General features: G+C 31.8%; 12 protein-coding genes. 7 read left to right on the forward strand and 5 right to left on the reverse strand.

The annotated features are described in order from the left end of the window. Positions 1–50 precede the first annotated feature (50 nt). The gene (locus CHB67_RS16775; protein WP_089382965.1) at positions 51–1,205 is read left to right on the forward strand and encodes a DUF4861 family protein; all 1,155 of its coding nucleotides are present in this window, start codon (positions 51–53) and stop codon (positions 1,203–1,205) included. A 31-nt stretch (positions 1,206–1,236) separates the two neighbouring features. On the opposite strand, the gene CHB67_RS16780 is transcribed toward CHB67_RS16775, so the two are convergent. After that, positions 1,237–2,316, reverse strand: a complete 1,080-nt coding sequence (locus CHB67_RS16780; protein WP_089382966.1) for a substrate-binding domain-containing protein — start codon at positions 2,314–2,316, stop codon at positions 1,237–1,239. Between the two features lie 305 nt (positions 2,317–2,621). Here CHB67_RS16780 and CHB67_RS16785 point away from each other — a divergent pair, with 305 nt between their 5' ends. The 6 genes from CHB67_RS16785 to CHB67_RS16810 all read left to right on the forward strand — a co-directional run bounded on the left by CHB67_RS16785 (position 2,622) and on the right by CHB67_RS16810 (position 9,125). Then, positions 2,622–3,449, forward strand: coding sequence for an SDR family oxidoreductase (locus CHB67_RS16785; protein ID WP_089382967.1), 828 nt, complete (start codon positions 2,622–2,624; stop codon positions 3,447–3,449). A gap of 19 nt (positions 3,450–3,468) precedes the next feature. Continuing rightward, complete coding sequence (gene uxuA, locus CHB67_RS16790) at positions 3,469–4,644, forward strand: mannonate dehydratase (protein ID WP_089382968.1); 1,176 nt, start codon at positions 3,469–3,471, stop codon at positions 4,642–4,644. A 5-nt stretch (positions 4,645–4,649) separates the two neighbouring features. Then, a complete protein-coding gene (uxaC, locus tag CHB67_RS16795) occupies positions 4,650–6,065 on the forward strand; it encodes a glucuronate isomerase (RefSeq protein WP_089382969.1) in 1,416 nt (471 codons plus the stop codon). A gap of 10 nt (positions 6,066–6,075) precedes the next feature. Continuing rightward, positions 6,076–7,380, forward strand: a complete 1,305-nt coding sequence (locus CHB67_RS16800) for an MFS transporter (protein ID WP_089382970.1) — start codon at positions 6,076–6,078, stop codon at positions 7,378–7,380. Between the two features lie 104 nt (positions 7,381–7,484). Next, entirely contained in the window at positions 7,485–8,324 is an 840-nt protein-coding gene (gene kduI, locus CHB67_RS16805; RefSeq protein ID WP_089382971.1) for a 5-dehydro-4-deoxy-D-glucuronate isomerase, read from the forward strand. Between the two features lie 6 nt (positions 8,325–8,330). Further along, positions 8,331–9,125, forward strand: a complete 795-nt coding sequence (locus CHB67_RS16810) for a gluconate 5-dehydrogenase (RefSeq protein ID WP_089382972.1) — start codon at positions 8,331–8,333, stop codon at positions 9,123–9,125. 218 nt (positions 9,126–9,343) lie between these two features. On the opposite strand, the gene CHB67_RS16815 is transcribed toward CHB67_RS16810, so the two are convergent. The 4 genes from CHB67_RS16815 to CHB67_RS16830 all read right to left on the reverse strand — a co-directional run bounded on the left by CHB67_RS16815 (position 9,344) and on the right by CHB67_RS16830 (position 15,661). Beyond that, positions 9,344–10,273, reverse strand: a complete 930-nt coding sequence (locus CHB67_RS16815) for an SHOCT domain-containing protein (RefSeq protein WP_089382973.1) — start codon at positions 10,271–10,273, stop codon at positions 9,344–9,346. A 379-nt stretch (positions 10,274–10,652) separates the two neighbouring features. Then, complete coding sequence (locus CHB67_RS16820) at positions 10,653–12,188, reverse strand: YifB family Mg chelatase-like AAA ATPase (protein WP_089382974.1); 1,536 nt, start codon at positions 12,186–12,188, stop codon at positions 10,653–10,655. A 54-nt stretch (positions 12,189–12,242) separates the two neighbouring features. After that, positions 12,243–13,277, reverse strand: a complete 1,035-nt coding sequence (locus tag CHB67_RS16825) for a LacI family DNA-binding transcriptional regulator (RefSeq protein ID WP_089382975.1) — start codon at positions 13,275–13,277, stop codon at positions 12,243–12,245. Beyond that, positions 13,274–15,661 (reverse strand): penicillin acylase family protein, encoded by a 2,388-nt coding sequence (locus CHB67_RS16830; protein WP_089382976.1) that lies wholly within the window; start codon positions 15,659–15,661, stop codon positions 13,274–13,276. The genes CHB67_RS16825 and CHB67_RS16830 overlap by 4 nt, the downstream gene beginning before the upstream one ends. Between the last annotated feature and the right edge of the window lie 42 nt (positions 15,662–15,703).

Consider the following 15,703-nt stretch of genomic DNA (forward strand, 5'->3'; position numbering starts at 1 on the left):
TATATTTGTTGAAAAATTCTAAAAAAAGATTTAAATAAAAAATAGAAAATATGAAACTTAAAGTAAACACATTAATTTTTTCATTATTACTAATAATGATTTTTAGTGCTTGTGAAAACAATCCTAGTAAAAAAATTATAATTGAAAACAAAAGTGATATAAATTACGAGTCTAAGGTTGTTGAACTTCCTTGGGATAAAGTAGCAGCACAATATCCAGAATTAGATTTAGCTAATTTTAAAATTGTTGAAGCTGTTTCTAAAAAAGAACTTTCTTTTCAATTAGAATATGCAGGAAATACAGCTGTAAAAAATATATTGGTTCAGGTATCATTAAATGTAGGATCGGCTATTGAATTAGCAATTGAAAATGGAAAACCTAGTGAAGTTAATTCTAAAACTTACGGAAGATTTGTTCCAGAACGTTTTGATGATTTTGCTTGGGAAAACGATAAAATAGCATTTAGAATGTATGGAAAAGCATTAGAATTAAGAGGGAAAGGAAATGCTTACGGAATTGATGTTTGGGTAAAAAGTACAGACAAACTAGTTATAAATGAGCGTTACAAAAGAGGTAAATACCATGTTGATAATGGTGATGGAATGGATTATTACCATGTGGGGCATAGCTTAGGTGCAGGTAATATTGCGCCATATAAAAGCGATAGCATTTGGTACTCTAAAAATTATTACCAATATAAAGTATTAGACAACGGTCCGTTGCGTACTACTTTTCAACTTGATTTCGAGCCTTGGATGGTTGATGGACAAGAAGTAACAGCTACAAAAATAGTGAGCTTAGATGCGGGAACTCAATTAAGTAAAATGGAGATTACCTATTCTTTTGAAAATGTAGAGCCATTGCCAGCAGTTATTGGAATTATAAAACGTCCTGAAGAAGGTGGTCAAGAATTATTTAAAGTTGAAGATGGTATTTTAGCCTATTGGGAACCAACTCATGGTGATGATGGTACTACTGGTGTTGGAATAATTATTCCTTCAAAAGTAAGTAATATGAAATTGAGAAACGACCAATATATTGCTGAGGTTGAAGTTTCAAATAATGAGCCTTTTGTATATTATACAGGTGCGGCTTGGGATAAGGCAGGAGTTATTACCAATCAAACGCAATGGTTTGAATATTTAGATACTAAAAAACAAGAATTATTAAATTCAGGAATTGAAATTAGTTTTAAATCTGAATAAATTATTTTTTTAAGCAGGGGTAACTATTAAATTAAGATTTTTTTACATCAATATATTGCCACTTCTCTTGTTGGCTAAATTCTAAATTTTCTTTAGTAACTATTTCAAGAGGTGAATATATTTTTTGTTGAGGAATGTTATTTTGGATTAAATAATCAGTCATTATTTTGACTGATTTTAACCCCTGGTTAAATGATTTTTGAGAGATTAAAAAGGTGATTTTATCATTCTTTAAATTAGCGACATTTTGTGCTGTTGTATCAAAACCTATCAGGCTTAATTCTTTTAATTTTTCAGAATCAATACAATTTGATATTGTTGAAATTCTACTTGAAGGCACTAAAACTCCCGAAATATTTTTATGCGTATCAAGCACTTCTTTTAATTGCTGTTTTACACGCTCCAAATTGTTTAAATCTTCAAAATTTAGTGAAACCGATTCAAACGGAATTTTATTTTTGTTGAAGTAAGAGTAAAACCCCTGTATTCTTCCTTCTATTGCATTGTTATTGTATAGTTTAGATTCAATATATGTAATTAAGTAGTTGGTTTTTTGTCCAGTACATAAATGCATTAATTTTCCAGATAAATAACCACCTTTGTAAGAATCCTGACCGATAAAAGAAATATTGTTAAACCCAGGCATTTCAATATTTAAGAAAATGTATGGAATCTTTTTTTTATCTAACTGAGCAATTATTATTTTAGTTTCATTTAAAAATAGGGGTGTAAGTATAACAGCTTCAGGATTTCCATCAATTAATTTCTGAAAACTTTTTAAATATGATTCTTTGTCTAATTCATTAAAGGTGAATTTATTTACCTCAATTCCGAAGCTTAGAACCTCCTCAGCTCCTTTTGAAATACCTAACAAGGGTGATTCCCAAAATAAGTTGTCAGCATCAAAATCAGGAATTAATACCGATATATTATACTTTTTTTTCATTGCCAGTGATCTGGCAATGTTATTTATTTTAAAATTTTGTTGGGTTAAGATTTGTTGAACTCGCTCTCTTGTTTTTTTAGAAACTCCATCTCTACCGTGTATAACTCTATCAACAGTTCCAACCGAAACTTTAGCAATCACTGCAATTTCCTTTATTGTAATCATATTTTTTCTTAAAATCAAGACAAATATTAAAAATTTAAATTGAATAAAAAGCGAATTAGCAAAAATAATTAAAAAAAATGTGTGCGCACACGAAAAATATTTACTAATTTTGTGTGCGCACACGAAAACATATTACTAATGATGTTTAAAATGTAAAAATTTAAACAAGCTTGTTAATTAAATAATAAGCAATGATTGAAATAGACAGGATAGAACAGGGTGTTGTATTGAAGTTCGTTCAATAGTATTAAACATAAAATAATATTTAATAAAAGGATAATTTTTTATAAAAAACAAATTAATAAATGAGTAAAGTAATTGTATTAACAGGAGCAGGAGGTGTTTTATGTAGCACTTTAGCAAAAGCATTGGCTAAGCAAGGTAACAAAATTGCCGTTTTAGATTTAAGAATTGAAGCAGCAAACAAGGTTGCTGAAGAAATTAATGCAGATGGTGGTGTGGCTATAGGAGTTGCTGCCAATGTTTTGGAGAAAGCTTCATTAGAAGCTGCTAAAAAAGAAGTGAACGAGCAATTGGGTGCTTGTGATATTTTGGTAAACGGAGCAGGAGGAAATCATCCTTTAGGAACAACATCTAATCCTTTTTTAGAAATTGCCGATTTAGAAAATACGACCGAAGGTTTTAAAACTTTTTTCGACTTAGATCCTAAAGGAATTGAATTCACATTTAACTTAAACTTTATTGGTACGTTATTACCAACACAAGTTTTTGCTCAAGACATGGTGGGTAAAAAAGGATGTAGTGTCCTAAATATTTCGTCTATGAATGCTTTTACACCTTTAACTAAAATTCCAGCATACAGTGGTGCAAAAGCTGCTGTGTCAAATTTCACACAATGGTTGGCAGTTCATTTTTCAAAAGTAGGTATTAGAGTAAATGCTTTAGCACCTGGATTTTTTCTTACCGATCAAAATCGTACTTTATTAACGAATGCTGATGGAAGTTTAACGCCAAGAGGAAATACAATTATTGAGCAAACACCAATGGGTAAATTTGGTGAGCCTGAAGATTTAATTAGCACTACTTTATGGTTATGTGATGATGCTTCGTCTTTTGTAACAGGAATAGTAGTGCCAATTGATGGTGGGTTTAGTGCATTTAGTGGTGTATAATAAAAAAGTAAATTAAATTATGGAACAAACATGGCGTTGGTACGGGCCAAATGACCCAGTACAATTATCAGATATAAAACAAGCAGGAGCAACAGGAATTGTTTCTGCATTACATCAAATTCCAAACGGAGAGGTTTGGACTGTTGAAGCAATTAATGAGCGTAAAGCAATTATTGAAGCAGCAGGATTAGATTGGAGTGTTGTTGAAAGTATTCCGGTACATGAAAATATTAAAACATGGTCAGGTGATTATAAACTTTATATTGAACGATATAAAGAAAGTATTAAAAACTTAGCAACTTGTGGTATTAACATTGTGTGTTACAATTTTATGCCAGTATTAGATTGGACAAGAACAGATTTAGGATATCAAGTTGAAGATGGTTCTAAAGCTTTACGTTTTGATATGATTGCTTTTGCAGCATTTGAAATGTATTTATTAAAAAGACCAGGTGCTGAAAGTAGTTATTCTGAAGCACAACAAAAAGCGGCTAAAGTTTATGTTGAAGGTCTTTCAGAAGATGAAAAAACAGGACTAGTAAATAATATTATTGCTGGTTTACCTGGTGCTGAAGAAGGTTATACTTTAGAGCAATTTCAACAAATATTAGATACTTATGCAGCTATTGACGCACAAACGTTAAGAGAAAACTTAGTTAATTTTTTAAAAGAAATTATACCTGTTGCAGCTCAAAATGAAGTTCTTATGTGTATTCATCCTGATGATCCTCCAATGCCAATTTTAGGATTGCCAAGAGTTGTAAGTACTGAAGCAGATTATGCTTATTTATTTGAACAAGTTCCGCATAGAGCTAACGGAATTACTTTTTGTACTGGTTCATTAGGTGTAAGAGCTGATAATGATTTGGTTCAAATTTTTAAACGCTTTGCAGATAGAGTTCACTTTTTACATTTAAGAAGCACTCAAAGAGATAATGAAGGGAACTTTTTTGAAGCCAATCATTTAGAAGGAAATGTTGATATGTACAGCATTGTAAAAGAGGTGGTTTTAGAAGAAAGAAGAAGACAAGGTGCAGGACGATCTGATTTTGCAATTCCTATGCGACCAGATCACGGGCATCAAATGTTAGACGATTTAAGTAAAAAAACAAATCCAGGATATTCAGGAATTGGAAGATTACGTGGTTTAGCTGAGTTAAGAGGTTTAGAATTTGGAATTTCAAAAAGTATTTAAATGTTATGAGTCAAATTTCTTCAAAAACATTTATCACAGATAATTTTTTATTGAACTCAAAAGAGGCTGAAATTTTGTATCATGAATATGCAAAAGACTTACCAATAATAGATTATCATAACCACTTATCACCAAAGCAAATAGCTGAAGATAAGCCTGTAGAAAATATTACAAAAGCTTGGCTTGATGGCGATCATTACAAATGGCGCGGAATGAGAGCTAATGGTGTTGATGAATCTTATATTACAGGTGCTGCATCTTTAGAAGATCGTTTTGAAAAGTGGGCTGAAACCGTTCCTCAAACATTGAGAAATCCATTGTTTCATTGGACACACTTAGAGTTAAAACGTTATTTTAATATTGATGAAGTGTTACAACCAAGTAATGCTTCTGAAATTTATAATAAAGCAAATGCCATTTTAGCTACAAAAACTCCTGCTCAATTATTAGAGCATATGAAGGTTGAGGTAGTTTGTACTACTGATGACCCAACTGATGATTTACAATACCATAAAGAAATAGCAAAAAAAGATTTTTATACAAAAGTATATCCAACTTTTAGATCTGATGAATTGTTTTTTATTGGAGCTGAAAAGTTTTTACCGTATTTGCAAAAATTAAGTAGGGCAGTAAACTTTGAAATTACTTCTTACGCAGATTTTATAAAAGCTATTGATGCAAGAATTCTTTATTTTAACGAAAACGGATGTTGTATCTCTGATTTTGGAGTTGGAGAAGCATTGGTAATTGAAGATTATACTGAAGAAGAGATTGCTGTAATTTTTGATAAAAAATTAAAAGGACAAGCACTTTCAACTTTAGAGATTAATAAATACAGATCTAGTATTTTTATTCATTTAGCTAAACAATATCACAAGTTTAATTGGGTGCAACAATACCATTTAGGTCCTATTAGAAATAATAATACACGATTGGTAGCGCAAGTTGGTTTAGATGCTGGTTGCGATTCTATTGGAGATTTTCCTATGGCTGAATTTATGTCGAAGTTATTTAATACACTTAATTCAACCGACCAGTTAGCAAAAACAATTACCTATAATTTAAATCCTTCACAAAACGAAGTGTTTGCAACAATGATGGGGAATTTTCAAACAGGAGGTACTCCAGGTAAAATGCAATGGGGTTCAGGTTGGTGGTTCCTAGATCAAAAGGACGGTATGGAGAAGCAATTAAATGCACTTTCTAATATGGGCTTACTAAGCCGATTTGTAGGTATGCTTACTGATAGTAGAAGCTTTTTATCTTTTCCAAGACACGAGTATTTTAGACGAATTTTGTGTGATTTAATTGCAGAAGATATTAATAAAGGTTTGGTTCCAAATGATTTGAAGTTTTTAGGAAAAATGGTTCAAGATATTTGTTATAACAATGCAGTACAATATTTTAATTTTAAAAAATAAATAATTAATTATGAGCGAAACAAAAAAGATAGGAAACTATCGATACAGAATATTAGGGCTTCTAATGTTTGCTACGACAATCAACTATTTTGATAGAAGTATTATTGGTGTAATGGCACCAACTCTAGAAAAAATGTTTGGTTGGACCAATAGTGATTATGCCAACATTATGGTATCCTTTAAAATAGCGTATGCTTTAGGATTGCTTTATATGGGAGGTTTAATAGACCGTTTAGGTACCAAAAAAGGGTACACCTTATCAATTGCAATATGGAGTATTTTTGGAATGTTACACGCATTAGTTCGTCCAGGATTTAGTGTAATAGGTTTTGCAGCTGCACGTTTTGGATTAGGATTTGGAGAAGCAGGTAATTTTCCTGCAGCCATTAAAACCACAGCAGAGTGGTTTCCAAAAAAAGACAGAGCATTTGCAACAGGTCTTTTTAATGCAGCTACAAGTATTGGAGCTATAGCAGCACCATTTGTAGTTGGGTGGATAGTTCATGAAGATGGTAAAAACTGGCAAATACCATTTTTAATAACCGGAGCATTAAGTGCAATATGGGTGTTTCTATGGTTTAGAATGTACAAAAAACCAGAAGTACATCCAAAAGTTTCAAAAGAAGAATTAGCTTACATACAAGGAGATTCAGAAGTAGAAAATGAAGAAAAGTTACCTTGGAAAAGTGTATTAGATAAACGTCAAACTTGGGCTTTTGCTTTAGCTAAAGTAACCGATGCCGTTTGGTGGTTTTACTTATTCTGGGGAGCCAAATTCCTAGCAACAACGTTTGATGTAAATATAAAGAACATAGCATTGCCATTTTTCGTGATCTATATTTTAGCTGATGGAGGAAGTATTTTTGGAGGATACCTTTCAGGAGCATTAATGAGAAAAGGTTGGACTGTAAATAAGGCTAGAAAAATAACCTTATTAATATGTGCATTAATTATACTACCAGTAAGTTTTGTAGCAGTTACAGAAAATAAATGGATTGCTATTTTATTAATAGGTTTAGCAGCAGCAGGTCACCAAGCATGGTCAGCAAATATCTTTACATTGGTTTCAGATGTATTTCCTAAAAAAGCAACAGCATCAGTTGTAGGAATCGGAGGAATGGTTGGAGCAGTAGCAGGTATTCTTGCCGATATTGCATTGGGATCAGTATTAGATCAGGCAGGTAACTCAGGTTATTTTTGGGCTTTCCTAATTGCAGGTTCTTGTTACTTAATCATACTAGGTTTAGTACATTTATTAATGCCTAAAATGGTTCCTTTAGATGAAAATTTAGTGCCAATTAAAGAGCGTACATAAATTAGACTAGGTTTAATAATTGAAGATTGTGCTATTTTGAGTACATCTGTTTAGTGTAATCTTCAATTATTTAAATAAAATTATAATAATTAAAAAAAAACAAAATGGCAACAACATACGAATCAAGATATGCTTCAAGTCCAGAAGCAGTAAAACAATACGACACAACTCAATTAAGAAAAGAATTTTTAGTTGATAATTTAATGAAAGAAGGAGAAATTACGTTAACATATTCTCATTACGACCGTTATATAGTAGGTTCTATTGTTCCTACAAACGAATTAAAATTAGAAACTATTGATCCTTTAAAAGCTGAGTACTTTTTAGAAAGAAGAGAAATTGGAATAATAAATGTAGGGGGGAACGGAACAGTTACTGTAGAAGGTGTTAGTTATTCTTTAGGTTTTAAAGATGCTTTATACATTGGAAGCGGAAATAAAGAAGTTGTTTTTAAAAGTGATGATGCAGCAAACCCTGCAAAATTTTACCTAAACTCAGCACCAGCTCATACAAGTTACCCAACAAAAAAAGTAAGTAAAGCTGAAGCTAATAAAATTGAATTAGGTTCATTAGAAACTGCAAATCACCGTACTGTAAACCAAATGATAATTGGTGGTATTGTAACTACTTGTCAGTTGCAAATGGGTATGACTGAATTAAAAACAGGAAGTGTTTGGAATACCATGCCAGCACATGTACATGATAGAAGAATGGAAATTTATTTCTATTTAGATATTCCAGAGAATCAAGCAGTTTGTCATTTTATGGGGCAGCCTCAAGAAACACGCCATATTTGGATGAATAATGATCAGGCAGTAATTTCACCACCTTGGTCTATTCATTCTGGGTCAGGAACTTCAAACTATACATTTATTTGGGGTATGGCGGGTGAAAATCTTGATTATGGAGATATGGATGTAGCAAAAATAACCGATTTAAGATAAAAAAATATGAGTAGTTCATTATTTAATGTAGAAGGAAAAATAGCCCTTGTAACAGGTAGTACACATGGGTTAGGTATGGCAATGGCTAGAGGTTTAGGTTTAGCTGGAGCAACAATTGTTGTGAATGGTAATTCTTCACAAGAAAAAATTGATATTGCGGTTTCAGAATATAAAAAAGAAGGAATAAAAGCTGTTGGGTATAAATTTAATGTGTCTGATGAGCATGAGGTAATTACAGCCGTTAAAAAAATTGAAAGCGAAGTTGGAAATATAGATATCCTAATTAACAATGCGGGGATCATAAAACGTACTCCATTGTTAGAAATGGAAGTTGCCGATTTTAAAGAAGTAATAGATATTGATTTAGTTAGCCCATTTATTGTTTCTAAACACGTAGTTAAAGGAATGGTAGAGAGAAAGCAAGGAAAAGTTATCAATATCTGCTCAATGATGAGTGAGTTAGGAAGAAACAGTGTCGGTGCCTATGCCGCAGCAAAAGGTGGATTAAAAATGCTTACACAAAATATGGCAACAGAATGGGCTAAGTACAATATTCAAGTTAACGGTATTGGTCCAGGATATTTTGCTACCTCACAGACTGAACCTATTAGAGTTGAGGGGCATCCTTTCAACGATTTTATTATTAATAGAACGCCAGCGGCCAAATGGGGAGATCCTAATGATTTGGCTGGAGCAGCAATATTTTTAAGTTCAAAAGCAAGTGATTTTGTGAACGGACATGTTGTATATGTTGATGGTGGTATATTAGCTACTATAGGAAAACCTTCAAACGAAGATTAAGTTTCCTATTAAAATAGATAAAAAAAATCGAGGTTGAACGCCTCGATTTTTTTATATACAAGCGTTTTATTTCAACATAAAAAAAACTGCCCAACTCTAACAAATTGAACAGTTTAAACAATCAAACCAAACTTTTTTATGAAAAACTATTCTGATGAATAATTATACTACAAATATAAGTTGGTTATGTAGTTATTAGCACGACACGTTATGTCGGTTTATTGTAGTTTTGCTTTGGATATTATTTTTATTTTCAGTTCTTGAAATTCTTTTTCGGTAATAATACCTTCCTCTTTTAATTTTGCAAGTTCTTTTAACTCTTGAATGTAATCAAAATCTGCATCAGTTTCAACTGTTGAAGCTACTTTTAGTTGATAACCATTTGCCTCAAACTGTTTAAAATCATCTTGACTTCTTAACCACCTTAAATCAGCAGTTGTTTTAATGTTTTTTAAATTTCTATAACCATTTTCAACAGCACTGTTTAAATGTTTATAAGCATTTTCTTTATCTTCAATTAAGGAATAAAAACAAGCTAAATCAAAATGAATGTTACGGTCTTTTGAGTTTTTAGATAATGAATTTTGTAAAGTGTTTAAATATTTGTTGAGGTCTTTATTTTCTACCTGAATTTCTTTTCCAGAAACATAATTATAGAAAGAAACCAGTAAGTTATTCATGGTTAATTCAAGGCTAGTAACCGCATCTTCGTATTTTTTTCTAACACTTCCGTCTTTATTAAAAAACATACGGTAATCGTATTGTGCTTTTGGACCTTCATAAATATAAAATTCACCAATTAGATATTTAAAGTCAACAGATGTATTATTGAAATAAATTTCAACACTATATTGCATATGGTTATAATTTTTTATGCCCATTGATTTATACCACCATGCTTTTTGTTCAAATCCCTCTAGTTTAATTTTTTTATTTTCAGATTTTTCTTTTAAAGCGTCTTTTGGATGTATATAGGTTTCTTGAATCCACATAAGTGCTTTGTTGTAAATTTGGTGTTCTGATAAACTATCAAATGTTATTTTTATAGGGTTTACACCTGTGTTGGTTAGTTTTAACGTTGAAATATCTTGACTTAGAATGGTTCCAAATGTTAGAAATAAAAGAAGTATTGTTAGTTGTTTTTTCATAATATGAAGTTGATACTTAACAAAGTTAATAGTTTAGTTTCAGAAATTTACTGATATTAAGCAGGGGATGATTTTTTACAACGAAACAGCCTTGCTTTTTTAAAACAAGGCTGTAAAAACATTTAATTGAAAAACTTGTAATACTAGTTATTATTACAGTGTAAAAATACTACCAAGTTCTCAATAGCTATACGACACTTAATGTCAGGTCTATAAAAGTAAAAAGAGCCTGCTCAAAAATTGAACAGACTCTTCATAGCATTTTCCCTAATAATTTTCTTTTTCTTACTGTAAAAGTAGCGTAAGAATTGATTTCTATAGAGGGGGTAAAACCTGAATTTAGTAGGGGATATTTCCCCTTATTTAAAATTAGTTTATTTTAACCCAACCAACCTTCTCGGTCTAAGCTTCTATATTGTATGGCTTCTGAAATATGTGTGGAAGTTATATCTTCTAACCCTTCTAAATCGGCAATAGTTCTAGATACTTTTAAAATTCGGTCAAAAGCTCTAGCTGATAAGTTTAAACGTTCCATAGCAGTTTTAAGTAAGTTCATACTTTCATCGTTTAATTGGCAGAATTTTCGAATTTGTTTAACGCCCATTTGTGCATTGTAATGAATGTTTTGATGTTCTGAAAAGCGTTTACTTTGAAACTCTCTTGCTTTTGTAACTCGCTCTCTAATTGTTTTACTTGGTTCACTTTGTTGTTCTTCTGTAAGTTTTTCAAACGGAACAGGGTTTACTTCAATATGAATATCAATACGATCTAAAAGCGGACCTGAAATTTTACTTAAATAACGTTGCATTTCCGAAGGAGAGGAGGTAACAGGTGCGTCAGGGTCATTAAAATATCCGCTCGGACTAGGATTCATACTTGCTACAAGCATAAAACTACTTGGATATGTTACCGTAAATCGTGCTCTTGAAATGGTGACTTCTCTATCTTCTAAAGGTTGCCGCATGACTTCTAAAACAGTTCTTTTAAATTCAGGTAATTCATCTAAAAATAATACGCCATTATGTGATAATGAAATTTCTCCTGGTTGTGGGTATTGACCGCCTCCAACTAGGGCTACATCCGATATCGTATGATGAGGAGATCGAAATGGTCGTTGGCACATTAATCCGGAATCTTTTACCTTGCCTACTACCGAGTGTATTTTGGTAGTTTCTAAAGCTTCTTGTAAAGTCATAGGTGGTAAAATAGATGAAAGTCGTTTACTCAACATTGTTTTTCCACTTCCTGGAGGTCCAACCAAAATTATATTATGTCCGCCAGCTGCTGCAATTTCCATAGATCGTTTTACGGATTCTTGCCCTTTTACGTCTGCAAAATCAAATTCTGGATTGTCTAAATTTTTATAAAACTCAGCCCGTGTATCAATAATTGTTTGCTCTAAAGGCTCATTTTTATCGAAAAAATGAATGACTTCAGTAATATTTTCAATGCCATAAACTTCCAATCCATTTACAATGGCAGCTTCTTTAGCATTTTGTTTTGGTAAAATAAAACCAGTAAAACCTTCTTCTAAAGCTTTAATGGCAATTGGTAAAGCGCCTTTAATGGGTTGTAAACTTCCGTCTAAAGAAAGTTCACCCATGATAATGTAATTGGCGACCTTATTAGATTTAATTTGATTGGAAGCAGCTAAAATACCAATGGCAAGGGTAAGATCATAAGCTGAACCTTCCTTACGCATATCGGCAGGAGCCATGTTAATGGTTATTTTTTTACCAGGAAGTTTAAAACCATTATTATTTAAAGCAGCTGAAATTCTATAGCTACTTTCTTTAATTGCATTGTCGGGTAAGCCAACTAAATGATATCCTATACCTTTATCAATATTTACTTCAACTGTAATAGTTGTGGCTTCAACACCAAATACGGCGCTGCCAAAAATTTTCACTAGCATACTTTTTTTTATAAAAATAGAAAAAAATAAGAAGTGTATTAACTATTTTTAAAGTTAAAACTTAATAAAAAGTTTTTTTGTTGATTCACGTTCTACTAATTCGGTCTTAATTATTTCAGTTGTAATGTCGTTAAACGGAATTTTTTCTTCAATTTTATCAATTAATCTTGCGGCAGCTACTTCTCCCGTTGTATGCGCAAATCTGTTTACACTAGTTAATGGAGGGGTACTGTAACGAGATAAAATACCATTGGTAAATCCAATAATTGAAACGTCTTCAGGAATTTTTATACCTCTTTTATTTAATACCTGCGTTGTAAGTGCAGCCGAAACTTCATCAATGGTAAAAATACCATCAACTTGATTATTGTCTAACATTTCATTAATGCGAGTCTTTAACTTTTTTTCACTCTTTAAGTTTATAATCAATTCTTCATTTGGAGTTATGTCGTATTTTGTTAAGGCTTTTAAATAGCCTTTAAGTCTAAATTTACTAATATCTAGTCCTTTTGTACTAGAAACCAACGCAATATTTTTACATTCAGAGCGCATTAAAAAACGAGTAGCTTTGTAAGCACTTTTAATATTGTCGGTAACTACTTTATCACAATTTATATCTTTATGAACTCTATTGTACAAAACAATCGGAGTTCCTTCTTCTAAAATATCTTTAAAATGGTCAAATTCTTTTAATTCTAAAGTTTCGTTGGCAATACACGCAATAAAACCGTCAATAGTACCATTTGATAACATTTCCATGGTATATACTTCCTTTTTATAAGAATCGTTTGTGATGCATGTAATTAGGTTGTATCCTTTTTCTGTAGCTACTTTTTCAATTCCACGCAGTACACGCGCATAGTAGTATGTTAAAATGTTTGGTAGTAAAATACCAATGGTTTTTGTTTTTTTATTTTGTAAGCTTAGGGCTAAGGTGTTTGGTTTGTACTTATGCTCTTTTGCATATTCTTGAATTTTTCTCTTAGTTTCCTCGCTAATTTCATAGCTGTCGTTCAATGCTTTTGAAACGGTAGAAATTGAAACGTGCAATGCCGCTGCAATTTGTTTTATTGTGATTCTTTTGCTCATTTTTTTGGTTTTATAGTTAGTTTTGTCCCGTTTTTAATAATTTCTTCTTTATTTAATTTCATCTTTCTGAATTCTCCATTGTTATACATTTCAGATTGATCGTTGTAATGTTCACTAAAAGGATTTCCAGATTGTCCCGTTGGTAAAATACTAATGCTGTTTTCAATATCAGAAAAATCGATAATTCTTCTTGTTGAAGGGCCAGCAGTTACATTGTAAATACCCGATTTGTTGTAAGTGTAGCCTCTATTGTCAATAACTTCTCTAGCGCCTTTTACAGGAAACGGACCAACGTTAAAATACCCTTTTAAAGCATCAATAGTACCTAATGGATGACCGTGCTCTAATGTATGAACTTTTCCCCAATTCCATGTTGAAATGTCACTTCCTAGTTGTTTTTCTAATGAAGAAATTGCTTCAGTAAAAGAACTTGATAAAATGTCTTTTTTAGTTTCAATTTTATTTTCAGTATGTATATTATCCCACCAAATAGAAGTGTCTTTTTGAAGCTGTTCAGCAATCATTCGTTTTAATATATGTGTTTTTAAAAACTGGCCAAATAATTTTTCGCCAAGTTCATCTTCAAAAGTATTTTTTAAATAGGTGTAAATCCATTTATTGTAAATGGTTGGAGCAACATCGTTAACTTGGTTTGAACCATCCCATTTTTTCAGAATTTCAAAACTTTTTAGTTCGGTTTCTGATAATGCAGTTGTATTTATTGTTGAAACAAGTTGTTGAATATTTTTAGGAGCTATTGCTGAAGTAACATCATTAATCATTTGCCCAAATGCATCCTTATTCCAATCGTTTTTAGGTTCAATAAGATCTACAATTCTTTTCGCTCTATCTTCTGATAAATAATAACCAGGATACAGCATATTTGAAATAGTATCTGGCTGATTGTTGGCTGAATACACATATTCCCAGGAAGGGTTTTCAGCCATTGGATTTTCGCTGAAATCTAAATATTCAACAATATCATCTTCACTTGAAGCGCCATCTAAAATAAATTTTCGATTTACATGTGGCTTGTGCTTGTATAATTTCGCTGCTGCCCACCAAGCAATATTTCCTTTAGCATCGCCATACATAATATTCAATCCAGGCGCATGAATCATAGAAGCTCCTTTTTTAACATCATTCATTTCTGAAGCATGAGAAATGGTGTACATCGCTTTTAAAATTTCGCTTTCATTTTGAGTGAAAACCCATGACATTGCTATGGGTTCCGTTTGTGAAATTTGATCAATTACATCGTTCATAATTGGTCCGTGACGTGAGTTTCTAACTTCAATAGTTACATCACTACTGTCTTTAACTTTAATGGTTTTTGAAGTAATTTCATAATTGGCATAACCCGTTGGAGTTTTATAGCTGTTTTCTTTGGATGGGTGATTTATCTCTTTGTAAAAATCTAAATCATCATTTTCAAACATCGTTAATCCGTATGCGTAATTGCGATTATGACCTAAAAGTGGAAATGGTACACCAGCAATATGATAGCCATACATTTCGTAATTAGGTGTTGTAATATGCGCTTCAAACCACACGCTTGGTTGTGAATATCCAATATGCGGATCGTTAGCAAAAAGTACATTTCCGGTAGCCGTTTTTTTAGATGAAACCACCCAACTATTACTGCCAATAAAAGCAGGTGTTGGCAAATTACCCATTACGTTTTGAACGCTAGAAACTAAATTTTCAAAATTCTCAATATCTTGATTGGATGTTTTTATAAGCGTAGTGTTCGGGTTAATATCAATGGATAATTCTTTTAAATATGCTGTACCAAGTTTTTTATGAAGCACTGTTAAAAGTGGATCGGTTTTATGCGCCATTGCAAAACTAAAAGACATATAACCTAAAATGTTATAAATATCGCTAAGTTGGTATTTCTCTTTTTCAATTCCAATTAAAGTAAATTCTATGGGAGTAGCACCATTTTCTATATATTGATTTACGCCATTTAAATAAGCAGTTGCTAATTTGTAAGTTTCAGATGCTGGCTTCAAATTTTTAATTGATTTTGAAGTGGTTTCTTCAATCCCCAAACTTTTAAAAAATTGATCGTTTTGAAGCATGTCTTTTCCAAAAATTTCAGACAATCTTCCTGGTGCAATTCTTCGCATTAATTCCATTTGCCATAATCTATCCTGTGCATGAACATAACCTAAAGCGGTCATAGCATCTTGTTGGCTTTCGGCATAAATATGTGGAATTCCAAAATCATCAAAATATATGTCGGTTTCATTCTGTATATCTGATAGATTAATATTACCTGAGTAATTAGGCTTTAAACTGGTATAATACATCCACCCTACAACTAAAATTAGTAAGAGAAGTATTGATAGTATTAGAAGAATTTTTTTAATAATTCTCATGAATTAAAACCCTGTTTTTTTAGAAATACAAATGTACGTAAT

The organism is Lutibacter agarilyticus (genome assembly GCF_900188235.1).
Taxonomy (GTDB): domain Bacteria; phylum Bacteroidota; class Bacteroidia; order Flavobacteriales; family Flavobacteriaceae; genus Lutibacter; species Lutibacter agarilyticus.

Bases quoted from the DNA above. Each gene is read 5' to 3' on its own strand.
- uxaC (WP_089382969.1), top strand. From the start codon at position 4,650: ATGAGTCAAATTTCTTCAAAAACATTTATCACAGATAATTTTTTATTG.
- CHB67_RS16820 (WP_089382974.1), bottom strand. From the start codon at position 12,188: ATGCTAGTGAAAATTTTTGGCAGCGCCGTATTTGGTGTTGAAGCCACA.
- CHB67_RS16825 (WP_089382975.1), bottom strand. From the start codon at position 13,277: ATGAGCAAAAGAATCACAATAAAACAAATTGCAGCGGCATTGCACGTT.
- CHB67_RS16810 (WP_089382972.1), top strand. From the start codon at position 8,331: ATGAGTAGTTCATTATTTAATGTAGAAGGAAAAATAGCCCTTGTAACA.
- CHB67_RS16780 (WP_089382966.1), bottom strand. From the start codon at position 2,316: ATGATTACAATAAAGGAAATTGCAGTGATTGCTAAAGTTTCGGTTGGA.
- CHB67_RS16815 (WP_089382973.1), bottom strand. From the start codon at position 10,273: ATGAAAAAACAACTAACAATACTTCTTTTATTTCTAACATTTGGAACC.
- CHB67_RS16775 (WP_089382965.1), top strand. From the start codon at position 51: ATGAAACTTAAAGTAAACACATTAATTTTTTCATTATTACTAATAATG.
- kduI (WP_089382971.1), top strand. From the start codon at position 7,485: ATGGCAACAACATACGAATCAAGATATGCTTCAAGTCCAGAAGCAGTA.
- CHB67_RS16785 (WP_089382967.1), top strand. From the start codon at position 2,622: ATGAGTAAAGTAATTGTATTAACAGGAGCAGGAGGTGTTTTATGTAGC.
- CHB67_RS16800 (WP_089382970.1), top strand. From the start codon at position 6,076: ATGAGCGAAACAAAAAAGATAGGAAACTATCGATACAGAATATTAGGG.
- CHB67_RS16830 (WP_089382976.1), bottom strand. From the start codon at position 15,661: ATGAGAATTATTAAAAAAATTCTTCTAATACTATCAATACTTCTCTTA.
- uxuA (WP_089382968.1), top strand. From the start codon at position 3,469: ATGGAACAAACATGGCGTTGGTACGGGCCAAATGACCCAGTACAATTA.